Here is a 19,875-nt window from a genome sequence, read left to right as displayed (position 1 = left end):
AGTGCCTACGCGCCGAGACGCGGGCGCAGCCATCCAAAGAAAGAGCCCGCCAGGAACGCCCACAGGCTCATCACGAGAAAGGCTTCGACAAAGCCGCGCACCGAAAAGGGCGCGGGCCGACTGAGGACGGAGAAGTCCATGCCATGGAACAGGCTGTTCATGAAGCTCAGAAACGGGCCGGGTGCAGCGACCCAGGCCAGGGTGCACAGGGCATAGAAAACCGCGACGGTGGTGGCCAGCGCCACTCCTGTGCGAAGCGCGGTCGACGGTGCGCCGCTTTCCTGAATCGAAGGCGACGTGTGGTTCATGAATTCTCCTTGGAGGTTGGAGATGCCTCTCAGCCAATCCAGGCGCGCCGCGAGCCTTCTGCCTTGACCTAGCGCAAGCTGCGGAGCGCTGGGTGTCCCGAAACTTGGTTAACAAGCCGGAGGCCCTCTATGCGCTCAATTCTTCTTCTCACCATCACCGCGGCGCTTTCGAGCGGCGCACTGGCGCAATCCGCGCAGGACCATGGTGCCCATCACCCTGCGAACGCGGTAGCGCCAACGTCTGGAACGTCGAAGGCGCCCAAAGTACCACCTGTGCAGATGGAGATGCAGATGAAGTCCATGCAGGCGATGCACCAAAAGATGATGGACGCGAAGACGCCGGACGAACGCCAGGCGTTGATGGGCGAACACATGAAGGCCATGCAGGACGGCATGGCGATGATGGGCCAAATGCACACTTCCGACGGCAAAGGCGGCGCGCGCATGTCTCCCGAGATGATGGGCAAGCGCATGGACATGATGGAAATGATGATGCAGATGATGATGGACCGCGACGGGATGAAGCCACCGGCGGCCAAGTAGCCGTCGGCCGCAAGGAGCAAGGCCATGGGCGATATGAACCACGAACCGCCCCCGTTCTGGCGCTCGCGCGGAGGCGTAGTGCTGCTCGTCGTATCGGCAGTCGGCGGTTTTCTTCTGTTCACCGAACACCGCGCCCATGTATTGGGCGTCTTGCCGTTCGCACTTCTGCTGGCGTGCCCGCTGATGCACCTCTTCATGCACCATGGCCACCACCACGGCAGCCACTCAAGAAAGGCTGACGATGAACACCCCAGACAATGACTACGGCCTGTGGGACCTGGGGGTTCTCAACTCGGCCATCTTCGTCGGGTTCGCCTACAGCTTCTTCAAGCCGACGACCCTGCGCGACTGGCGCAGCTTCGGCGCCTACTCCGGGTTCATCGTCGCGCTGTTCGCGGAGATGTACGGCTTCCCGCTGACCATCTACCTGCTGTCGGGCTGGCTGGGCTCGAAGTTTCCGGGTGTCAACCTGTTCGGTCACGACGCCGGTCACCTATGGTGGCTGCTGACCGGTCGGCATGGCAATCCGCACCTCGGTGTACTCCACATCCTGAGCATCGTCGTGCTCTTCGCTGGTTTCATGCTGCTCTCGAAGGCCTGGTACGTGCTCTATCATGCCCAGCGGCGTCATGCGCTTGCGACCGCGGGACCGTACCGACTGGTGCGCCATCCGCAGTACATCGGCTTCGTGCTCATCATGTTCGGCTTCCTGCTGCAATGGCCGACACTGCTGACGATGGCGATGTTCCCGGTGCTCGTGGCGATGTATGTGCGGTTGGCCATCTCCGAGGAGCGCGACTCGGAAGCCGCATTCGGCGACGCGTGGCGCGATTACGCGGCTGCCACGCCACGGTTCATTCCGCATTTCTCGAAAGACGACCGTGCCCGGCCGGTCAACAGCCACACGGGGCGCTGAGCTCGCTTCCGGTCTCGGCGCCATGGTTTTGGGCGCCGGTTTGGCGCTCATTGCCCCAGAGGCCATTCGGCCCTACGCCGTCCCATTGCTCGGCGTGGGTCTGCTGGTCCATGGCGCAGGGATGACACTGAAGTACCGGCTCGAAGGCCGCGAAAGTCCACCGGCCTGGTGGGAGCGGTTGCTGTTCTGGTTGTGCTGGGCATTTCTGGCCGGTGGCGGCCTCTGGATTGCCTCGGTATTGGCGTTTCGGTAGCGCCTCTTGACCTTCCAACCATGGGAAGGTTGAAACTAGCCACAACAACAGGAGAGCGCGATGCGACCCAGCAACGTAACGACCCATGACCCCATCCGCCCGCCCCCGACAAAACCGGCGCCGGACGGACGACCTCACGAAGGCCAGCACGTCATGCCAGACGGCACCGTGATGGACGATGCCCACCATGGCCACAGCCACCACGCCCATGCGCACGCTGCCGCCAAGCCGGCGGCCGAGGGCGACCAGGGTCAGGTCGAGTACACCTGCCCGATGCACCCTCAGGTGCGTCAGATGGGTCCGGGCAACTGCCCGATTTGCGGGATGACGCTCGAGCCGGTGCTGGCGACGGCAGAGCAGGGCGAGAGCCCCGAGCTGCGGGACATGACGAAGCGGTTTTGGGTCGGCATGGCGCTCGCGGTGCCGGTCTTTGCCCTGGAGATGGGCGGACACCTCTTCAATATCCACCACCTCATCGCGCAGCAGCCCTCGAACTGGGTGCAATTGCTGCTGGGAACACCGGTCGTGCTGTGGGCAGGTTGGCCCTTCTTCGTGCGTGCTGTGGCATCGGTGAGGAACCGAAGCCTGAACATGTTCTCGCTCATCGCGTTGGGCACCGGAGCGGCCTGGATCTACAGCATCGTCGGGACCGTCGCGCCCGGGCTGTTTCCGGCTGAACTTCGGCTGCAAGGCGGTGCCGTTCAGGTCTACTTCGAGGCTGCGGCGGTGATCACGGTGTTGGTGCTGCTGGGCCAGGTGCTCGAGCTTCGAGCGCGCGAGAAGACGTCCGGGGCCATCAAGGCCCTGCTCGGGCTTGCGCCGAAGACCGCGATCAAGGTGAAGGCCGATGGTTCGGACGAAACCGTTCAGGTCGATGCCATCCAGGTCGGTGACCTCCTGCGCGTGCGACCTGGCGAGAAGGTCCCGGTCGACGGTGAGCTCACCGACGGCAAGGGCAACGTCGATGAGTCGATGGTCACGGGCGAACCCATTCCCGTGGCAAAAGCGGTCGGCTCCAAGGTGACTGCCGGAACGCTCAACCAGACCGGGGGCTTCGTCATGCGCGCCGAGAAGGTCGGCGCGGATACGCTGCTCTCGCAAATCGTTCACATGGTGGCGGCGGCCCAGCGCAGCCGCGCGCCCATCCAGCGCATGGCCGACCAGGTTGCGGGCTGGTTCGTGCCGATCGTCATCCTGATCGCGGTCATCACGTTCGGCGTCTGGCTGGTGTGGGGCCCCCCGCCGGCGTTCACCTACGCCCTCATCACGGCGGTCGCCGTTCTCATCATTGCCTGTCCGTGTGCGCTGGGCCTGGCCACGCCGATGTCCATCATGGTCGGGGTTGGCAAGGGCGCGCAGCACGGCGTGCTTGTCCGCGATGCGGAAGCGCTCGAGCGCATGGAAAAAGTCGACACGCTGGTGCTCGACAAGACCGGAACGCTGACCGAGGGTCGGCCGAAAGTGGTCCACGTCGAACCGACCGAGGGCTTCAGCAAGGACGACGTGCTGCAGAAGCTCGCGAGCGTCGAGCGGGCCAGTGAACACCCGTTGGCCCTGGCCATCGTGAACGCGGCGCAGGAGGGAAAGTTGAACCTGTCCGCCGTCACGGACTTCGACTCGCCCGTCGGCAAGGGTGTGGTCGGCACGGTCGACGGACAGCAGGTGGTCTCGGGCAGCGCGAAGTTCCTGGCCGAGAGCGGCATCGAATCGGCGCCATTGAACCAGGCTGCGGAAGAGCAGCGCGCCAAGGCGGCCACCGTCATCTTCGTCGGCGTCAATGGCAAGCTCGCCGGCTTCGTCGCAATCGCCGACCCCATCAAGGCCACGACGCCCCAGGCGCTCCAGCTGCTGAAGGCTGCAGGTATTCGCATCGTCATGCTCACGGGCGATGGCAAGACGACGGCCGAAGCTGTGGGCAAACAGTTGGGCATCGACGAAGTCGTTGCCGAGGTGTTCCCCGAGGACAAGGTCGCGGTCGTGCAGCGCCTGATGAAAGAGGGCCGGGTCGTGGCCATGGGCGGCGACGGCGTCAACGACTCGCCAGCGCTTTCCGCCGCCACGGTTGGCATCGCGATGGGCACCGGCACCGACGTGGCGATGGAAAGCGCCGGCATCACGCTGCTCAAGGGCGACCTGATGGGCATCGTTCGCGCGAGGACGCTGTCGCACGCCGTCATGCGCAACATCCGCCAGAACTTGTTCCTCTCGTTCGCCTACAACGTGGCCGGCATCCCGCTTGCGGCCGGGGTGCTCTACCCCTTCTTCGGCATGCTCCTGTCGCCGGTCGTTGCCGCTGCGGCGATGGCGCTGTCGTCGGTCAGCGTGATCGGCAACGCGCTCCGACTGCGGACGGTGAAGGTGGAGTAGCGTTTCTCACCACGGCGTGTCCCCCGGCGTCGCCCTCAAGATCCTGCGGCCGCCGCCACTTTGACCTTGCCGACCATGCCTGCTTGATAGTGCCCCGCGATGAGGCAGGCGAAATCGAATTCGCCCGCACGATTGAAGGTCCAGACAATCTCGCCGGTCTTGCCAGGAGCGACGTGCGCCATGTAGGGCTCGGAATGCGCCATGCCCGGGAACTTCATCATGAGTGCGGCATGGTCGTCGAGCTCCTTCTTCGTTCCGATCACGAACTCGTGCATGGCCTTTCCTTCATTGTGGATGGCGAGCTTGACGGTCTCGCCCTGCTTGACCTGGATGCGATTGGGTGTGAAGCGCATGCTGTCATTCATCTTGAATTCCAGCGTTCGCCTGGCCGCACTCGCATCGCCCGCGATGCCCCATTCTTTTTGCTCCTTGCGTACCGGTCCGCTCGACGCACTGTGATCCTCGTCGCCATGTGCGAGGGCCAGGCCCGAGAACGTCAGGGTGCTGGCGAGCACCAGTGTCTTGATCGATTTCATGTGTTTCCTTTGGGAGGCGGTTGGGCTTGTCTGGGAAGGGTTCGGTGCTTCTTCGACCTTCAGTGCGCGAGCATCTTGGAGAGAAAGTCCTGGGCGCGCGGTGGCCGGCTCTCGGGACGGCCGAAGAACGCCTCGCTCGAGCAGTCTTCGACGATGCGTCCCTGGTCCATGAAGATCACCCGGTCGCTGACCTGCCGGGCAAAGCCCATCTCGTGGGTCACTACCATCATCGTCATGCCTTCGCGCGCGAGCTTCACCATGACGTCGAGCACCTCGCCCACCATCTCCGGGTCGAGCGCCGAGGTCGGCTCGTCGAACAGCATGACGATCGGGTCCATGGACAACGCCCGTGCAATGGAGACGTCGTTGATTTCGATCATGGAGTTCATTCAGATCGCAGCCGCGGCCTTGCGCCGCTGCAGCCAGGTGACCCACCAGGCGCCTGCCGTGCACAGCACCAGATAGACGACAGCGACCAGAATGTAGATCTCGACCACGCGCCCGTCGCGTTGTCCCACCTTGCTGGCCGCCCCGAGGAAGTCGTTCAGGCTGATCACGTAGACCAGCGAGGTGTCCTTGAGCAGGGCGATGGTCTGGTTGATGAGCGAGGGCGTCATGTTGCGAAACGCCTGCGGCAGGATCACGTGGCGCAGGGCCTGCCACGGCGACATGCCGAGCGACTGCGCCGCCTGCATCTGGCCCGCGCGCACGCTGCCGATCCCGGCGCGAATGATCTCGCAGTAGTAGGCCGACTCCGCGAGCACGAACGCCACGAGCGCAGCATAGATCGGCCCGACGCCGAGGTTCGCATCTCCGGTCACGGCCCGCAGCAGGACGGGCATCAGGAAGTAGATCCACAGGATCGTGAGGATCAGCGGGATCGAGCGGAACAGGTTCACATACCCGGCCACCAGCGCCGCGATCAGACGCGGCGCGAAGATCCGGGTGATGGCCAGCAAGGTCCCCAGCGCGACGCCGGCCGCCATCGAGACCACCACCAGGAAGGCGGTCATCTGCAGGCCCTGCATCAGATAGGGCCAGGCGCGCTGCAGAGAGGCCCAGTCGAAGTCGTAGCCCATCACGCGGCTCCCAGCAGGCCAGGCACCCGCGTGCGGCGCTCGACGTGGCGCATCAGCACGATCACGCCATAAGTGATGGCCACGTAGATCAACGTCGACGCAATGAAGGCCTCGAAGGGATGCGCGCTGAACTCACTGAACTGGCGCGTCTGCCCGGTCAGCTCCATGAGGCCGATGGTGAGCGCGACGGCCGAGTTCTTGAACACGTTCAGGAAGTCCGAGGTCAGCGGAGGAATGACGGTGCGCAAGGCCTGCGGCAGGATCACGTGGCGATAGGCCGCCGTGGTGCCCAGTCCGAGCGCCATGGCAGCCTGTTTCTGGCTGCGCGGCACCGACTCGATGCCCGCGCGCACCTGCTCGGCGGCCTTCGCGGCGGTGTACAGCGTCAGGCCTACCAGCACGGTGAGGAACTGGTTCGTGGTCGGGTTCATCTGCTTGAGTGCATTGCCCCATTCGACGGGCAGCAGCTCCGGCACCACGAAGTACCAGAGAAAAAGCTGCACCAGCAGCGGTGTGTTGCGAAAGCAGTGGATGTAAACCGTGGACAGGTATCGCGCCGTGCGGCTCGGCAAGGTCCGGGCCACGCCGGCGAAAAGGCCGATGCCCAGCGCCAGCGTCCAGGCCAGCAACGACAACACGACCGTCCACAGCAACCCGCGCAGCAGCATCAGGCCGTACATGCCTTCACCCGTGACCGAGGGTTTGAAGAAGATCAGCCAATCCCAGGTGTAGTGCATCTTGAAAGTGCTTGGAGACGGTTCGTGAAGCGGTGGTCGAACTTGTGGCGTTCGGCGCCTTACAGCGGCTGGTCGTTCGGGTGACGCAGGAGTTCCTGCATGTCGGGCGACATCGGGAAGTTGACCGTCACGCTGCCCTTCACCGCGATGGGCTTCAGGAAGTACTTCTCGTACAGCGAGGCGAATTCGCCGGAGCGCATCATTCCGGTGATCACGCCGTCGACGAGCTTCTTGAAGGCGACGTCTCCCTTGCGCAGCATGCAGCCATAGGCTTCCTTTTGCTGCGGCACACCGACCACTTCCCAATCCGCCGGGTTCCTGGCGCGAGCGATGTTGCTGAAGAGAATGATGTCGTCCTGCGTCGCTGCCACCGCGCGGCCCGTCTCCACGGTCAGGAAGTTCTCGTTGATGTCCTTGGCCAGGATGATGTTGATGCCCCACTTGTTCTTCTCGTTGAGCTGCCGCAGCATGCGCTCCGCGGTGGTGCCCGCACTGACCACGACGTTCTTGCCGACAAGGTCGGACCAGTGCTTGATGCCGGAATTCTTGCGCACCAGCAGCCGTGCGCCAACGACGAAGAACGTCGTCGAGAACGACACCTGGTTCTGCCGCTCCGCGTTGTTCGTCGTCGAGCTGCACTCCAGATCGACGGTCTGGTTGGCCACCAGCGGAATGCGCGTCTGCGGCGTGACTTCCAGGGCCTTGACGTCCAATTTCGCCAGCTTGAGGTCCTTCTTCGCCCGGTCGACCACGCGCTGCGCGATCTCCCAGGCAAAGCCCGCCTGCTTGTTGTTGTCATCCAGGTAGTTGAACGGGATGGAAGCGCCTCGCGTGGCCACCGTGATCGTCCCGGTGTCCTTGATCTTCTTGAGCGTGCCCTCCAGCGGCGGCGCGGTTTGCGCGGCGACACCGGCGCACAGCGCGAGGCCTGTTACGGCGAGAAAGGAGCGAATCAACGCAGTGTGAAAGGTCGGCTTGAGGGTCATCGCGGGCTCCAGATGGCGTGAATCAGAGGTTGAAACTCGTTTCGCAGGCGCGCAAGGCGCCTTGCAACTCGTCAAGCAGCGCTTGGGGATCGTCCAGGCCGATCGACAGACGGATGACAGGGCCTCGGACGTCGCAGAAATTGCGCTTGGCCAGCTCTTCCGCCGGATAGAAAGCAGCGATGCTGCGCACACCTCCCCAGCTGGCACCGATGGAGAACAGCTTCAGATTCCCGAACAGCGCCCGGTAAGCGTCGTAGGGGCCGTCCAGCAGCTGCAGCGACATCACGCAGCCGGACTGCCTGAAGTCACGCGCCCAGAGCGCATGGTCCGGCGCGCCGGGCAGCGCGGGAAAGAGCATCCGGCGCACCAGGCGATGCGCTGCGAGCCGCTCGGCGATCAACTGTGCGCTGGTCGCCTGGCGCTCCATGCGCACCTGCATCGTGTCCAGACCTCGGGCAACCAGGAAGCAGTCCTCAGGGCTCACGGCCAGTCCCATCTGCGACTGGAGTCCGCGCAAGGACTTGTACAGACCTTCGTCGTTGGTCGCGATGCTGCCCATCAACACGTCCGAATGGCCGCCCATGTACTTGGTGCAGGCGTGAATGCACAGGTCGACGCCACGTGCCAAGGCCGCGAATCCCAGCGGACTGGCCCAGGTGTTGTCAATGGCGGTCAGTACGCCACGGGCACGCGCCACGGCGGTGATCGCCGGCACGTCTTCCACTTCCATCGTCACCGTGCCGGGGGACTCCAGCCAGATGAGGCGCGTGTTCGGACGCACCAGGCGTTCGATGTCCGCACCGATCCGCGGCGGATAGAACTCGACCTCGATGCCGAGCGCTTGCAGCCGCTCGACGGCGAAGGACTTGGCCAGGCCGTAGGCGGCGTCGGTCATCAGCAGGTGATCACCCTTCTTGAGCAACGCCAGGAGCGTGCTGCAGATCGCCGCCTGCCCGGAGGGAAAGACGACGCAATGTGCGGCACCGTCCAGTTCGGCGATGCGTGTCTCCAGGGCGCGCTGCGTCGGCGTGCCCGTGGTGCCGTAGCTGAAGCCATCCGGCAGACGGGTGCGGCGATTCACGAAATCGTCGAGTGAATCGAAGACGACCGTGGAGGCACGCCACACCGGCGGGACCAGGCTGGCGAATGCACCACGAGGAGAGGTGCCAAGATTGGGGATGGAAGAGTTCACGATGAAAGACGGGGCTGTTCGTTGGACGTGCGATCAGTTGGCAGGTGCGGATTCGATGAGCTGCAGCGCCTGCTTCATCTGGTCGACGGCCATGTTCTCGAGATCGGTGTAGACCTTCATCTCCACCGACAGACGGGCGAAGGTTTCCTTGGCCGCGGCGATCTTGGCCGGGTCGTTGGTCTTCGGATTGGCCAGTGCCGCCTCCAGGCGCTTGTACTCGCTGGTGAGGAAGGCCGGTTGTTCGCCGATGGCGCGCAGGCCGGCGTTGGTCATCGAGCGGATGCGCAACACCATCTTCACGTCCGACTGCTCCATCTCGCCCTGCGCACGCTCCAGCGCGAGCTTCGCGGCCAGCGCCTGCTGACTATCGGGCTTTTTGGTGGCGGCGATGGTCCGGAACCTGGCGATGTCGCCGGAAAAATCGTGCGCCCACGCAGGTGCGGCACATGCGAGGACGGTCACTGCAAGAACTGTTTGAAGTTTCATGTCGCTTCTCCGGAAGGTGGCTGAAGACGCCAACTCTAGGACGACAGGGATAATCTGATTCGCGCTCGAAATTCTTTCTCCATAAGCGGTTGTTATATGTTGCTCCGAGAGATCGAGGTGTTCCGTTCCGTGATGTCCGCCGGCTCCGCGAGCAAGGCGGCCGCGCTCCTGGGCGTCACGCAGCCCGCCATCAGCCAGTCGTTGCGCAGGCTCGAGGAAGCGGCGGGATTCCCGCTGTTTCGCAGGCTGCGGGGCCGGCTGCAGCCCACGCCCGAAGCGCATGCCTTGCTGGTCGAGGTCGAGCGCGTCTTCGTGGGTCTCAGCAGCATCGAGCACCGCATGCGCAGCCTCAAGCGCTTTGGCGTCAACACGCTGCGCATGGCGGTCTATCCGGCCTTCGGCCTGACCTTCGTCCCGCGAGTCCTGTCGCGGCTGGTGGCCGAGCGCCGCGACAGCGACGCCCGGCCCCAGATCTCGCTGCAGGTGCTCAGCTCGCGGGAGGTGCACGAGGCCGTGCAGGGGCGGCAGGTCGACTTCGGGCTGATGGCCGACGAGATGCCGACGACAGGCCTGGAGCACTCCGAGTTCGCGCGCTTCCCGGGTGTAGTTGTGATGCATGCGAAGCACCGCCTGACCAAGGCCAGGGCCATCCAGCCGCATCAGCTCGCGGAAGAGCCATTCCTTGCACTCAACCCCGAGGACGCATCCCGGCGACGTCTGGAACGCGCCTTGGCGGAGTGCAACGTCGGGTTGAGCGTGCTGGTCGAGACCCCCTACGCGGCGAGCGTGTGCGAGATGGCCTTGAGCGGGATGGGCATCGGGTTCGTCAATCCGGTCACCGCAATGGAATACGCCCAACGCGGTCTGGCCATCCGTCCGCTGTCCCTGGAAGTCTCCTTCGCGGGGGTGTTGGTGCTTCCCCCTGGGCAGCCGCTGTCCGGCCTCGCCCTGCGAGTGCTTCAGCTCATGCGCATCCAGTTGGCCGAAGACCAGAAGGCCCTCGCGAATCTCCTCAAACCCCGCGCCGCATAGCGCCACTACAGCCGATTGAGGCCGATGTCCCGTGCGTTGCGGATCACTTCGGCGGGTAGCCGGCTTCCGTCAGGGCCGCGATCACAGATGCGCGGTCTTCGGCGCTGTCGACGCGCACCGTCTTGGTCGGCAGGTCGACTTCGATCTTCGCTGCGGCGTCCAGATTCTTGACGGCCTGGGCGATCCGGCTCGCGCAGCCACCGCAGGACATTGACTGGATGATGAACTCTTGCATGAGAGACTCCTTGATTGAAAGTGGTTCCAGTTTCAGGCTTGACATTGTGTGAAGGTCAAGCGACTGGCATCAAATCCTTCAACGGCGTGGTTTCTTGCATTCAGGCTTTTCAAGAGGCCGGGCGAAGCGAATCGCAGGAACAGTTGGTCAGCGTCCTCGTGACTTGTCTCTGCGAGGCAGACGCAAGGGGGGCTGAATGCATACAGACAAGGACGCCGCCGGGCCTCTAAGACTGGCCGGCGGCCGACGCGATGTCTGTCAGACGCTCGCTCCACCAGGACTTCCGGCGCTGCCACACGATGACGGCCACGAAGATGACAACTCCAACGAGCCAGGCGACGAACATCGTGCCGACAACATTGGTTGAAACCCATCGTCCCGTCACATACATGCCTACCTCCTGAGGCGACGGCAGCTCTGGACGCATGGCGTCATTCAATGAAGCCCCGCGATGTAATCGGACACAGCCTTGATCTCGCGATCGTTGAGCTTCGCTGCAACGCCGCTCATGGGCACGCTGTTGAGTCGCCCTCCATCGCGAAACGCGGTCAGCTGCGCGGCGATGTATTCGGCGTGTTGTCCGCCCAGTCGGGGGTACTGGATCGGGATGCCCGCCCCGTTGGGGCTGTGACAGCCCGCGCAGGCCGGCACACTGCGGTCCCCGACGCCGCCGCGATAGATCTTCTCGCCCAACGCCACCAGATCCTTGTCCTTCGCAAACCCCGGCTTGATGGGCTTGGAGCCCAGGAACCAGGCGACGTCGCGCATTTCCTGCTCGGAAAGCATCGCCGCCATGCCGCTCATGACTGCGCTTTTTCTCTTGCCGGATTTGAACTCCTGCAGTTGCTTGAGCAGGTACTCAGGATGCTGCTGGGCCAGCTTGGGATTGGCGGGGATAGCCGAGTTTCCATCCCCGCTGTGGCACGCGGCGCATGACTTGCCATTGAAGACGACTTCGCCGTTCGCAATGTCGGGTTTTGCCGATTTGGCGGGGACTCTGTCGATCGGCGCTGGCAGGGCAGGATCGGCCGCGAAAGAAAAGCCGGAGGACAATCCGCCCAGAGCGGCTAGCAAAAGAGGCGCGAACAATTTCATGGGGTGCTCAGGTTTGGGGGGAGGCTGGCTGCAAAGATGGCTGGAGATCGTGCGCAGGCCGAGTCAGCCGGGTGGCACTTGTGCATGCGACAACACGCGAATGGCTGTGCCGCACCTGTCGACGTTGGCCGAAACGATGTCGCCCAACTCGGCGGATGTCGCCGGATTCAGCATCACGACGTGCGCGTGGCGCTGCCCGTGGAGCGATCGACCAGGATCGCGAAGCGCTGTCCGGCAAGTTCGTCGGCGCCGGCCGTCTTCCTGCAATTCAATCTCTTCGATGAAGCTGCCACGGTTGTAGACGTGCATCGGTGAGAAGCAGCCGGCCCCAATATTCTGGGTCGTCACGTAGTCCTCACCATCGCAGAGGCGCGACTTGTTCAACAGGATATGCCGTGGCAGTCTTTCGCACCGGTGGAGCAGATCGTTCGGGCGTGCGTCCTCGAAACAGTGCAGGGAACCTGCGTCGAGCCAGATGTCATTCCTGCACAGCGCCTGGTGAAGATGCGCTCAGCGAGCTGATTCGATCTTCGTGACCATGATCTTTCCGTCGATCTTTTCCGCCTGGAAGCGGACCTTGACGCCGGTCTCGACCTTGTCGAGCATGGCGTCGTCCTTGACCCCGAACACCATCGTCATGCCAGGCATGTCCAGGTTCTTGAGCGGGCCGTGCTTGATCGTGAGCTTCTTGTTGTCCTTGTCCACCTTGCGGATCTCGCCTTCGGTGAGATCCGACGCCGCGGCAGCATCCGCTGCGCCGGCGGCCGGTGCCTTCTCGGACATGCCCGGCATGTCGGACTTGGAAGATTGCGCGCTGGCCGTGCCAGCGAACGAGAGTGCGGCAGCAAATGCCAAGAGTGCGATGCGAATGTTCGACATGAGAATCTCCTTGGATATGAATGAAATTGAAGCCCGCCGCGTCCCGATAGAGGCCCGCGGCGCGCGTTTGGCGCTTACTTCCCGGTCTTGGTCACGTTCACGGCGCCCTTCATGCCGGCGTCGTAGTGGCCCGGCTGCAGGCAAGCGAAGTCGACCTTTCCGGCCTGGGTGAACTGCCAGACAATCTCGCCGGTCTTGCCCGCGGCCAGCGTCACCATGTTCGGATCGGAGTGCTCCATCTCCGGGTTCTTCTTCATGACTTCGTAGTGCTCCTTGAGCTCCTTCTCGGTCCCGATCACGAGTTCGTGCTTGAGCTGGCCGGAGTTCTTGATGACAAAGCGCACGGTCTCGCCTTGTTTGACGCTGATGTTGGCCGGCGTGAAGCGCATGCTGTCGGTCATGTCGACGTTGATGGTGCGCGTCGCCTTGGTGGCCACGCCGGGCTTGCCGATCGCCTCGTCGGCATCGTGGCCGTGGCCACCGGCATGGGTGCCCGACGCCGAAGCGCCGGCGGCGGCCAGTGCGAGCAGTGCAGCGAGAGTGGTGTTGCGGAAGGTGTGTTTCATGGTTTTCCTTTGAGAGGTTGGAAGGTTTGAGGGGAGTGGAAAAAATGTCAGTGGCCGGAATGACCGCTGGCGGGCTTGCGGATCTGAACTTCGATGTTCTTGGCGGGCATGTTCCGAGCGGGCATCGCGGCTGCGCCGGCGCCGCGCTGGCGCGGGGTTTCCGGCGGCGGGCCGTCCAGTTCGTAGGCGACAGTGCCTTTGGGGTGCTTGAACCAGCCGGGATTGGAGTAGTCACCGGCCTTCTGGTTTTTGCGCACCTTGACCACACTGAACATGCCGCCCATCTCGACCGAGCCGAACGGGCCTTCGCCCGTCATCATTCGCGCGGTGTTGTCCGGGATCGGCATTTCCATCTCGGCCATGTCCGCCATGCCGCGCTCGCCCATGACCATGTAGTCCGGCACCAGGTTCGAGATCTGCTTGGCGACGTCCTTGTGGTCCAGGCCGATCATGGTCGGCACGTCGTGGCCCATGGCGTTCATCGTGTGATGGCTCTTGTGGCAATGGAAGGCCCAGTCGCCTTCTTCGTCGGCCAGGAAATCGATCTGGCGCATCTGGCCGACCGCCACGTCCGTGGTCACCTCGTACTGCCTGGAACTCTTGGGTGTCGGTCCCCCATCGGTGCCCGTGACCAGAAACTCGTGCCCATGCAGGTGGATCGGGTGGTTTGTCATCGTCAGGTTGCCGATGCGGATGCGCACCTTGTCGTTGAGCCTGACGTTGAGCGAGTCGATACCGGGAAAGATCCGGCTGTTCCAGGACCACAGGTTGAAGTCCAGCATCGTCATGATCTTGGGCGTGGCGCTGCCGGGCTCCACGTCGTAGGCGTTGAGCAGGAACACGAAGTCGCGGTCGACCTTCTCGATCAGCGGATGCTCGGCCTTCGGATGCGTCACCCAGAAACCCATCATTCCCATCGCCATCTGCGTCATCTCGTCCGCGTGCGGGTGGTACATGAAGGTGCCGGGACGGCGCGCCACGAATTCGTAGACGAAGGTCTTGCCCGGACGGATCGGCGGCTGGTTCAGGCCTGCGACCCCATCCATGCCGTTGGGCAGGCGCTGGCCGTGCCAGTGCATGCTGGTGTGCTCCGGCAGCTTGTTGGTCACGAAGATCCGCACCCGGTCGCCTTCCACCACTTCGATGGTGGGGCCGGGCGACTGGCCGTTGTAGCCCCACAGATTGGCCTTGAAGCCCGGCGCCATCTCGCGCACCACGGGCTCGGCCACCAGGTGGAACTCCTTCACGCCATTGTTCATGCGCCAGGGCAGGGTCCAGCCGTTGAGCGTGACCACGGGGTTGTAGGGGCGTCCGCTCGAGGGCATCAGCGGAGGCATGGTGTTGGGCGTCGTCTGGAGCACAGGCTCGGGCAAGGCGGCCATGGCCACCTTGCTCACGCTCGCGGTTGCAATGGCGCCCGTGATGGCACCGGCACCGCTCAGGAAATTGCGTCTGTTGGTCATGTCGTTCAAATCGTTGATGAGCCCCGGGGGCACTAGTGGGCGGCGCCAGTGGAGGCGCCTTCGCCACCCGAGCTGGCCGTCGCGGCGCCCATGGACGTGGGCTTGCCCATCACGGAAGCCGCGAGGGCGGCGTCGGCCAGCCAGAACTGCTGCTGGGCGTTGATGGCGTTGGTCACGCTGGAGATCTGGTCGCGCGCTTCGGCCAGCAGTTCGAAGACGCCGATCAGCATGCCGTTGTAGCGAAGCACGTTTTCGTCGGCCATGGCCTGGCGCAGCGGCACGATCTCGTCGCGGTAGTGCCGCGCGATGTCGTAGGCCGTGCGGTAGGCCGAGTAGCCTTCGCGCAACTGCGAAGAAGCGCCGCGCACGGTGGCGTCATATCGGTTGGCCGCGGCCAGGGACTGAGCGTTCAATGCATCGCGTTGCGCAGAACCCCAGTCGAACAGCGGCAACCGGATGTCGAGCTCGAAGCCACGCCGGGTGCTCTTGGTGCCCTCCGCGTTGTCGAACACTGTGTCGCGACGACCACCCACTTCGACGTCGATGAAGGTCGACAGCAGGTTGATGCCCTGCGACTTGCCTGCCACATCCAGCTGGGCGCGGGCGAGTTGGACATCGAGACGCTGCTCCGTCGCAGTGGCTGCGACTTCCTTCGCCTCGCGAGGTGCCTTCGGCAGGTCGGGCAAACGCTCGGGCAAGGTCAGCTTGGCGGCCTGGGCATCGTCCAGTCCCAGGACACGGATCAGTTCCTCGCGCGCGGCCGTCATGGCGTGCTGCGCGGAGGCGAGCTGAGTGGTTGCGTCTGCATGGAACACCTGCTGGCGCGCGCGCTGGAGCTTGCTGAAGTTGCCGATGAGCTGCATCCGGCGTGCGAGCTCGGCGCTGGCCTGGGCTGACTTGTTGACCTGCTCCGCGTACTGCAACGATTGCTGTGCGGCGACGGCACGGACCCAGGTCTGTCTGACCTGGGTGACCTGGTCGACCACGGCGCCTGTCAGCTGGACATTGGCCTGGTTGGCCTGGCTCTTCGAGATCGACAAGCGCTGCGGCAGCAAGATGAGGTCCACCAGCCCGAAGGACAACAGACGTCCGAGCTCGAGTTCGCTGTTCAGGCGCATGCGCTCGAACGTGAAGATCGGGTTGGGCAGCCGGCTGCTCTGGTTTGCGGCAGCAATGTCGCCCCAGCTCTGGGCAATCAGGGCCTGGACGGAGGGACTGTTGGCCAGGGCGAGTTGCACCGCATCGTTCTGCGACAGCGGCTTGGCCAGCAGTTCCTGCGTCAACGCAGAGCGGCGATCACGCTGCTCCTGGGTCCGGCTGAGTTCGAGCTTGCCGCCGGTGAACTGCTTGGCATTGGTGTTCGTGTCCTTCAGGGCGTCGTCGATATCGACCGAGGCGCACCCGGCCAGAAATGCGGCTGCGACGGCGATGGCCGTCAAACGCAAGGCGCGCTTCATGGCTTCTCCTTCTTCGCAGGCATAGGCATGGGATGGCCTGGCTGCGTGGCAGGTGCAGCGGCTGCGCCCTTGGGCGATTCGGCCTCAGCCGTGCCGGTGCCCGACGCCTCCTTGGCGTAGGCTTGCCAGCCACCGCGGCGGTAGACCGTCTCGTTGGCCTCCTTCCAGGGGATGGGCTTTTCTTCAGCAAAGGATTGATGGCCTTCGAGCGCGGATTTAAAGGTCAGGACTGGCGGCGGTGCCGCGGTCGCGGCTGAGCCAGCAGATGTAGGTGCGGGAGGTGGCGTGGGCGCAGGCTGGGCCACGGCGGCCAGTGCCACCATAGCGGGGAAAACAGCCAGCCAACGGGCTGACGATGAATGGAACATGGGGTCCTCGCAAGTTCATGAACGGATTGCGTCAGAGCTGCCCGAAAGGGCATGACGCAGGCGATGCATGAGCGTCCGCGGCGGCCCGTGACGCGAGTCACAGGCGCACGAACGCGTTAGGCGCGAGGAGGCTTGTCGAGTACGCGCGGCGCGAGCGTGACCATCGTGATGGCCGGCTCCACCAGATCGGCGTGCGGAAGATCGTGGAAGACGGCCAGGTCCAACGTGCTGGTCAGCGCCGTGGCATGGCACGCGCCGCACGTGCCGCACTTGTGCATCGTGTCAGGCTCCGCACTTGCGGTCTTGTCGGTGCCGTCTTTCGCCGGTGGCTTGGCGGCCTGTGCCGCCTCGTGGTGATGGTCGCTGCGCCCGTCGGCATGCGGAGACCGGGCATGGTCATGCCCCCCGGACAGCTCGACAGACATGTCGGCCGTCGCACCGGCATGTCCGGGTCCGCAAAAGACCATGGCTGCCGCCGCGTACCCCTGAAAGGGCACGGCGAACATCACGATCCAGAGAACGAACAGGCGAACCCGATACATGCGCAGCATTCTGGTTGGAGCGGTGTGTCAGGTGGCCCGTGCGTATATCCAGTTCTGCGCACAACCCTCAGGGTTGCGCCTGCGCACGAGCCTTGCTCGTGTCGGCCTTGGGCGCTGGCAGGGGCGCACCGAGCCTTGCCGCGGCGTCCCAGTTGGGCTGCTTCTGCGCGGCTTCCAGTTCGGCCGCCATCTGGGCATCGGTCTTGGCGGCGCCGGCCTCGGCCGGGTGGTAGACCACGCCGGCTTCGTTCGGCGCGAAGTGAGAGGAACCTTCCGCGTAGGCCGCGAGCGGTGCGACGAACGCGCCGCCCACGCCTGCGGCGAGTGCGAACGAAAGGATTTGACGGTTCTTCATGATGGTCTCCTTCAACGGTTGGCTCAATTTCGTGAGCTGCACTGAACTCGCCTGGATCGACAACCGAGCCGGCGGTGCCAGCCTGTCGACCGGCATGCAAGCACTCTAGGAAGCCAGTCCGCCAATCACCCATCACTTGGATTACAAAGAAGTAATCCACGCACGAGACCTCGCGCCGTACCATTTGGCGATGCGCATACTGGTCATCGAAGACGAACACAAGCTCGGCGATTACCTCGTGAAGGGACTCACCGAGAGCGGCTTCGTGGTTGACCTCGCGCGCACCGGTATCGAGGGACGCAGCCTTGCACTCGATGGGGACTACGACCTTTTGGTCCTCGACGTGATGCTTCCTGGCATCGACGGCTTTGCGGTGCTGGATGCAGTGCGCAAATCCAGGTCGATGCCGGTGCTGATGCTGACAGCGCGTGACGAAGTAACCGATCGGGTGCGCGGACTCCAAAGCGGTGCGGACGACTATCTTGCCAAGCCGTTCGCCTTCTCCGAATTGCTCGCCCGGATCCAGGCCCTCCTGCGTCGCGGCAAGTTGCACGAGGTGTCGAACTACGTGCTCAAGGACCTGCGCCTCGATGTGGTTGCGCGCAAGGCCTCGCGCAACGGACATCGGCTCGAGTTGACCGCCAAGGAGTTCGCGCTGTTGACCCTGCTCATGCGCCGCCAGGGCAACGTGCTGTCGCGCACGCAGTTGGCTGAGCAGGTGTGGGACATGAATTTCGACAGCGACACCAACTTGGTGGAAGTGGCCATCCGGCGGCTGCGCAGCAAGATCGACGATCCTTTCGAAGAGAAGTTGCTGCACACGGTGCGCGGCATGGGGTATGTGCTGGAGAGCCGGCAGGGCAGCGGATCGTGAACGCCATCGAAACCATCGGAGAGTCCAGCGCCGTAGCCGACCTCGTGGTTGTCAAGTCAGCAGCAACCGATGCGGCCTCCAACACCGAGAGCACAGGCTCCATCCAGGCCGCGCTGTCTCGCTGGTTTGCGGCGCAGGCCTTGATCGGCCTCAGCCTCGTCTGCGTGGCGATCTACGCCGTCACGGCGTGGAGCTTTCAAGTCAAGCAGGCCAGCGAGTTCGAGCGCCAGTCCGAACTGATCAGGCACCTGATCCAGGAGTCGCGGGGCGATACAGGGACGGACGGGTTGCGTCACAAGCTGGACGATTTCTTCCTCACGCATGCCGAGATCAGCCTGGTGCTTCGCCGCGGCGACGAGACCATCTACTCGACCACGCCCACCCGGGCATCCGCGCGCTGGCTGTGGAAGCCGACAGAAGAGCATCCGGCACAGCCGGGTGAGGCCACCATGCAACTGCAGCTCGGCATCGACATCCAGGAAGACTCCCGGCTCCTGAGTCGGCTTGCCTGGACGCTGGTCGGCGCGGTCGTGCTGGGGTCCGCAATGATCGCCCTGACCGGTGCGCTGCTGGTGCGCCGGGGCCTGAAACCCTTGAAGAAGCTGATTCGGCAGACCGCAGCCACGGGACCGGCACACCCCGGACGGCGTATCGATCCCTCCCCGTATGCCTCCGAAATCACCCCTTGGGTCGCGCAGTTCAACGCGGTGCTCGACCGGGCCGAGCAGGCCTATCAGCAACTGGAATCGTTCAACGCGGATGTCGCGCACGAACTGCGCACGCCGCTGGCCAACCTGATCGGGATGGTGGAAGTGGAACTGGCGCGGCCCAGATCGGTCGAGGAACTACGCGATGCCCTGCTGTCGGCACTCGAAGAAGCAAGGCGCGTCTCTGCGATCGTGATCGACATGCTCTTTTTGTCCCACGCGGACCGTGGGGCGGTTGCACGCCGCTCGGCCCCGGTCAGCCTGGCCGACCAGGTGCGCACGGTGCTGGACTTTCATGAGGCCACGCTGGAAGACGTCGGACTGAAGGTGCATGTCAGCGGCGATGCGACTATTGGCGTCGACGCCGCACTGGTGCGTCGGGCATTGTCGAACCTGCTGAGCAACGCTAGCCGGTATGCGACGCCCGGCTCCACGATCGCGGTTGCTATCGACATGCAACCCGATGGCGTCTGGATCAAGGTTGCCAACCGGGGCGAGCCGGTCTCCGCTGATGTGTTGCCTAATCTTTTCAAGCGCTTCTTTCGGGCGGAACGGTCTCGCACCGATTCGTCGGAGCACCACGGACTCGGCCTGGCAATAGTGGCCGCGATCGCGCGAATGCATGGAGGCCAGACCCGCGCCACATCCCGATCCGGCGTCACCGAGATCAGCTTTTCCATGACGCCGGAAGGCTGATACGCCTTGCTTACCGCGTCGTTCTCCTCCCTGACGACGCGCGAGCCATCTTTGGTAATAGTCCGCTCGAGGCCGTTGTTGACGGCCGGGTGGTTTAAGGCGTGATGTCGGTGACGTGTTGAAGCAGAGCGAACGCCACGCGCCATGCGCGACCGTCGCAGTGAACGGTGGCTGTGCGCTGGTTGATCCGAACGATTTCTCCG

26 protein-coding genes and 1 pseudogene are annotated in these 19,875 nt (G+C 64.0%); 8 read left to right on the top strand and 19 right to left on the bottom strand.

What is annotated here, in order from left to right; translation table 11 throughout:
* Positions 1-5: 5 nt before the first annotated feature.
* Positions 6-308: a DUF5676 family membrane protein gene (locus tag AC1DFC_RS26270; RefSeq protein WP_007828357.1), complete on the bottom strand. Its 303-nt coding sequence runs from the start codon at positions 306-308 to the stop codon at positions 6-8.
* Between the two features lie 291 nt (positions 309-599).
* Here AC1DFC_RS26270 and AC1DFC_RS26265 point away from each other — a divergent pair, with 291 nt between their 5' ends.
* From AC1DFC_RS26265 to AC1DFC_RS26245, 5 genes are read left to right on the top strand one after another with little or no spacing between them, the layout of a single operon-like run.
* A complete protein-coding gene (locus AC1DFC_RS26265; protein WP_478180271.1) occupies positions 600-851 on the top strand; it encodes a hypothetical protein in 252 nt (83 codons plus the stop codon).
* A gap of 24 nt (positions 852-875) precedes the next feature.
* Positions 876-1,112 (top strand): DUF2933 domain-containing protein, encoded by a 237-nt coding sequence (locus tag AC1DFC_RS26260; protein WP_007828361.1) that lies wholly within the window; start codon positions 876-878, stop codon positions 1,110-1,112.
* Complete coding sequence (locus tag AC1DFC_RS26255; protein WP_478180270.1) at positions 1,093-1,767, top strand: methyltransferase family protein; 675 nt, start codon at positions 1,093-1,095, stop codon at positions 1,765-1,767. The genes AC1DFC_RS26260 and AC1DFC_RS26255 overlap by 20 nt, the downstream gene beginning before the upstream one ends.
* 22 nt (positions 1,768-1,789) lie before the next feature.
* Positions 1,790-2,020, top strand: a complete 231-nt coding sequence (locus tag AC1DFC_RS26250; RefSeq protein ID WP_007828365.1) for a hypothetical protein — start codon at positions 1,790-1,792, stop codon at positions 2,018-2,020.
* A 60-nt stretch (positions 2,021-2,080) separates the two neighbouring features.
* Positions 2,081-4,387, top strand: a complete 2,307-nt coding sequence (locus tag AC1DFC_RS26245; RefSeq protein WP_478180269.1) for a copper-transporting P-type ATPase — start codon at positions 2,081-2,083, stop codon at positions 4,385-4,387.
* Positions 4,388-4,422: 35 nt separating this feature from the next.
* Here the strand turns inward: AC1DFC_RS26245 and AC1DFC_RS26240 are convergent, their stop codons facing one another.
* From AC1DFC_RS26240 to AC1DFC_RS26210, 7 genes and pseudogenes are all read right to left on the bottom strand, one after another.
* A complete protein-coding gene (locus AC1DFC_RS26240) occupies positions 4,423-4,923 on the bottom strand; it encodes a cupredoxin domain-containing protein (RefSeq protein WP_478180268.1) in 501 nt (166 codons plus the stop codon).
* A 59-nt stretch (positions 4,924-4,982) separates the two neighbouring features.
* Positions 4,983-5,285, bottom strand: a pseudogene (locus tag AC1DFC_RS26235) (ATP-binding cassette domain-containing protein); the annotation flags it as partial.
* A gap of 27 nt (positions 5,286-5,312) precedes the next feature.
* A complete protein-coding gene (locus tag AC1DFC_RS26230) occupies positions 5,313-6,002 on the bottom strand; it encodes an amino acid ABC transporter permease (protein WP_478180267.1) in 690 nt (229 codons plus the stop codon).
* Entirely contained in the window at positions 6,002-6,739 is a 738-nt protein-coding gene (locus AC1DFC_RS26225; RefSeq protein ID WP_007828383.1) for an amino acid ABC transporter permease, read from the bottom strand. The genes AC1DFC_RS26230 and AC1DFC_RS26225 overlap by 1 nt, the downstream gene beginning before the upstream one ends.
* A 59-nt stretch (positions 6,740-6,798) precedes the next feature.
* Positions 6,799-7,725 (bottom strand): transporter substrate-binding domain-containing protein, encoded by a 927-nt coding sequence (locus tag AC1DFC_RS26220; RefSeq protein WP_007828385.1) that lies wholly within the window; start codon positions 7,723-7,725, stop codon positions 6,799-6,801.
* A 22-nt stretch (positions 7,726-7,747) separates the two neighbouring features.
* Complete coding sequence (locus tag AC1DFC_RS26215; protein WP_413331438.1) at positions 7,748-8,917, bottom strand: trans-sulfuration enzyme family protein; 1,170 nt, start codon at positions 8,915-8,917, stop codon at positions 7,748-7,750.
* 33 nt (positions 8,918-8,950) lie between these two features.
* Complete coding sequence (locus AC1DFC_RS26210) at positions 8,951-9,403, bottom strand: hypothetical protein (RefSeq protein WP_007828389.1); 453 nt, start codon at positions 9,401-9,403, stop codon at positions 8,951-8,953.
* Between the two features lie 96 nt (positions 9,404-9,499).
* On the opposite strand from AC1DFC_RS26210, the gene AC1DFC_RS26205 reads away from it, so the two are divergent.
* On the top strand, positions 9,500-10,435 hold the full coding sequence (locus AC1DFC_RS26205) for a LysR substrate-binding domain-containing protein (protein WP_478180266.1): 936 nt from the start codon (positions 9,500-9,502) through the stop codon (positions 10,433-10,435).
* Between the two features lie 43 nt (positions 10,436-10,478).
* On the opposite strand, the gene AC1DFC_RS26200 is transcribed toward AC1DFC_RS26205, so the two are convergent.
* The 11 genes from AC1DFC_RS26200 to AC1DFC_RS26150 form a co-directional block, all read right to left on the bottom strand.
* Entirely contained in the window at positions 10,479-10,670 is a 192-nt protein-coding gene (locus AC1DFC_RS26200) for a heavy-metal-associated domain-containing protein (RefSeq protein WP_478180265.1), read from the bottom strand.
* 226 nt (positions 10,671-10,896) lie between these two features.
* Complete coding sequence (locus tag AC1DFC_RS26195) at positions 10,897-11,097, bottom strand: hypothetical protein (protein ID WP_042672621.1); 201 nt, start codon at positions 11,095-11,097, stop codon at positions 10,897-10,899.
* Positions 11,098-11,105: 8 nt separating this feature from the next.
* Positions 11,106-11,765 (bottom strand): c-type cytochrome, encoded by a 660-nt coding sequence (locus AC1DFC_RS26190; protein ID WP_413313088.1) that lies wholly within the window; start codon positions 11,763-11,765, stop codon positions 11,106-11,108.
* A 63-nt stretch (positions 11,766-11,828) separates the two neighbouring features.
* Entirely contained in the window at positions 11,829-12,149 is a 321-nt protein-coding gene (locus tag AC1DFC_RS26185; RefSeq protein WP_478180264.1) for a hypothetical protein, read from the bottom strand.
* 126 nt (positions 12,150-12,275) lie between these two features.
* Positions 12,276-12,644 (bottom strand): copper-binding protein, encoded by a 369-nt coding sequence (locus tag AC1DFC_RS26180; protein ID WP_478180263.1) that lies wholly within the window; start codon positions 12,642-12,644, stop codon positions 12,276-12,278.
* Between the two features lie 74 nt (positions 12,645-12,718).
* A complete protein-coding gene (locus AC1DFC_RS26175; RefSeq protein ID WP_007828402.1) occupies positions 12,719-13,210 on the bottom strand; it encodes a cupredoxin domain-containing protein in 492 nt (163 codons plus the stop codon).
* Positions 13,211-13,257: 47 nt separating this feature from the next.
* Positions 13,258-14,673: a multicopper oxidase family protein gene (locus tag AC1DFC_RS26170; protein WP_413331440.1), complete on the bottom strand. Its 1,416-nt coding sequence runs from the start codon at positions 14,671-14,673 to the stop codon at positions 13,258-13,260.
* Between the two features lie 32 nt (positions 14,674-14,705).
* Entirely contained in the window at positions 14,706-16,130 is a 1,425-nt protein-coding gene (locus AC1DFC_RS26165) for a TolC family protein (RefSeq protein ID WP_413331441.1), read from the bottom strand.
* Positions 16,127-16,498: a hypothetical protein gene (locus AC1DFC_RS26160; RefSeq protein ID WP_478180262.1), complete on the bottom strand. Its 372-nt coding sequence runs from the start codon at positions 16,496-16,498 to the stop codon at positions 16,127-16,129. The genes AC1DFC_RS26165 and AC1DFC_RS26160 overlap by 4 nt, the downstream gene beginning before the upstream one ends.
* A 116-nt stretch (positions 16,499-16,614) precedes the next feature.
* On the bottom strand, positions 16,615-17,049 hold the full coding sequence (locus AC1DFC_RS26155; protein ID WP_478180261.1) for a hypothetical protein: 435 nt from the start codon (positions 17,047-17,049) through the stop codon (positions 16,615-16,617).
* A gap of 58 nt (positions 17,050-17,107) precedes the next feature.
* Positions 17,108-17,395, bottom strand: coding sequence for a DUF4148 domain-containing protein (locus AC1DFC_RS26150; RefSeq protein WP_478180260.1), 288 nt, complete (start codon positions 17,393-17,395; stop codon positions 17,108-17,110).
* 190 nt (positions 17,396-17,585) lie between these two features.
* On the opposite strand from AC1DFC_RS26150, the gene AC1DFC_RS26145 reads away from it, so the two are divergent.
* Positions 17,586-18,269 (top strand): heavy metal response regulator transcription factor, encoded by a 684-nt coding sequence (locus AC1DFC_RS26145; RefSeq protein WP_478180287.1) that lies wholly within the window; start codon positions 17,586-17,588, stop codon positions 18,267-18,269.
* The gene (locus AC1DFC_RS26140; protein WP_478180259.1) at positions 18,266-19,672 is read left to right on the top strand and encodes a heavy metal sensor histidine kinase; all 1,407 of its coding nucleotides are present in this window, start codon (positions 18,266-18,268) and stop codon (positions 19,670-19,672) included. The genes AC1DFC_RS26145 and AC1DFC_RS26140 overlap by 4 nt, the downstream gene beginning before the upstream one ends.
* Positions 19,673-19,875 lie beyond the last annotated feature (203 nt).

The sequence above is a fragment of the Variovorax sp. 10L421 genome (assembly GCF_056395365.1).
Note: the sequence above shows the minus strand (reverse complement) of the source record. Positions and strands in the feature narration are given on the sequence as shown.

What these genes read in the sequence shown, in the direction of transcription:
- AC1DFC_RS26270 (WP_007828357.1), bottom strand. Translation starts at nt 308, where the DNA reads ATGAACCACACGTCGCCTTCGATTCAGGAAAGCGGCGCACCGTCGACC.
- AC1DFC_RS26265 (WP_478180271.1), top strand. Translation starts at nt 600, where the DNA reads ATGAAGTCCATGCAGGCGATGCACCAAAAGATGATGGACGCGAAGACG.
- AC1DFC_RS26260 (WP_007828361.1), top strand. Translation starts at nt 876, where the DNA reads ATGGGCGATATGAACCACGAACCGCCCCCGTTCTGGCGCTCGCGCGGA.
- AC1DFC_RS26255 (WP_478180270.1), top strand. Translation starts at nt 1,093, where the DNA reads ATGAACACCCCAGACAATGACTACGGCCTGTGGGACCTGGGGGTTCTC.
- AC1DFC_RS26250 (WP_007828365.1), top strand. Translation starts at nt 1,790, where the DNA reads ATGGTTTTGGGCGCCGGTTTGGCGCTCATTGCCCCAGAGGCCATTCGG.
- AC1DFC_RS26245 (WP_478180269.1), top strand. Translation starts at nt 2,081, where the DNA reads ATGCGACCCAGCAACGTAACGACCCATGACCCCATCCGCCCGCCCCCG.
- AC1DFC_RS26240 (WP_478180268.1), bottom strand. Translation starts at nt 4,923, where the DNA reads ATGAAATCGATCAAGACACTGGTGCTCGCCAGCACCCTGACGTTCTCG.
- AC1DFC_RS26230 (WP_478180267.1), bottom strand. Translation starts at nt 6,002, where the DNA reads ATGGGCTACGACTTCGACTGGGCCTCTCTGCAGCGCGCCTGGCCCTAT.
- AC1DFC_RS26225 (WP_007828383.1), bottom strand. Translation starts at nt 6,739, where the DNA reads ATGCACTACACCTGGGATTGGCTGATCTTCTTCAAACCCTCGGTCACG.
- AC1DFC_RS26220 (WP_007828385.1), bottom strand. Translation starts at nt 7,725, where the DNA reads ATGACCCTCAAGCCGACCTTTCACACTGCGTTGATTCGCTCCTTTCTC.
- AC1DFC_RS26210 (WP_007828389.1), bottom strand. Translation starts at nt 9,403, where the DNA reads ATGAAACTTCAAACAGTTCTTGCAGTGACCGTCCTCGCATGTGCCGCA.
- AC1DFC_RS26205 (WP_478180266.1), top strand. Translation starts at nt 9,500, where the DNA reads ATGTTGCTCCGAGAGATCGAGGTGTTCCGTTCCGTGATGTCCGCCGGC.
- AC1DFC_RS26200 (WP_478180265.1), bottom strand. Translation starts at nt 10,670, where the DNA reads ATGCAAGAGTTCATCATCCAGTCAATGTCCTGCGGTGGCTGCGCGAGC.
- AC1DFC_RS26195 (WP_042672621.1), bottom strand. Translation starts at nt 11,097, where the DNA reads ATGCGTCCAGAGCTGCCGTCGCCTCAGGAGGTAGGCATGTATGTGACG.
- AC1DFC_RS26190 (WP_413313088.1), bottom strand. Translation starts at nt 11,765, where the DNA reads ATGAAATTGTTCGCGCCTCTTTTGCTAGCCGCTCTGGGCGGATTGTCC.
- AC1DFC_RS26180 (WP_478180263.1), bottom strand. Translation starts at nt 12,644, where the DNA reads ATGTCGAACATTCGCATCGCACTCTTGGCATTTGCTGCCGCACTCTCG.
- AC1DFC_RS26175 (WP_007828402.1), bottom strand. Translation starts at nt 13,210, where the DNA reads ATGAAACACACCTTCCGCAACACCACTCTCGCTGCACTGCTCGCACTG.
- AC1DFC_RS26170 (WP_413331440.1), bottom strand. Translation starts at nt 14,673, where the DNA reads ATGACCAACAGACGCAATTTCCTGAGCGGTGCCGGTGCCATCACGGGC.
- AC1DFC_RS26165 (WP_413331441.1), bottom strand. Translation starts at nt 16,130, where the DNA reads ATGAAGCGCGCCTTGCGTTTGACGGCCATCGCCGTCGCAGCCGCATTT.
- AC1DFC_RS26160 (WP_478180262.1), bottom strand. Translation starts at nt 16,498, where the DNA reads ATGTTCCATTCATCGTCAGCCCGTTGGCTGGCTGTTTTCCCCGCTATG.
- AC1DFC_RS26155 (WP_478180261.1), bottom strand. Translation starts at nt 17,049, where the DNA reads ATGCTGCGCATGTATCGGGTTCGCCTGTTCGTTCTCTGGATCGTGATG.
- AC1DFC_RS26150 (WP_478180260.1), bottom strand. Translation starts at nt 17,395, where the DNA reads ATGAAGAACCGTCAAATCCTTTCGTTCGCACTCGCCGCAGGCGTGGGC.
- AC1DFC_RS26145 (WP_478180287.1), top strand. Translation starts at nt 17,586, where the DNA reads ATGCGCATACTGGTCATCGAAGACGAACACAAGCTCGGCGATTACCTC.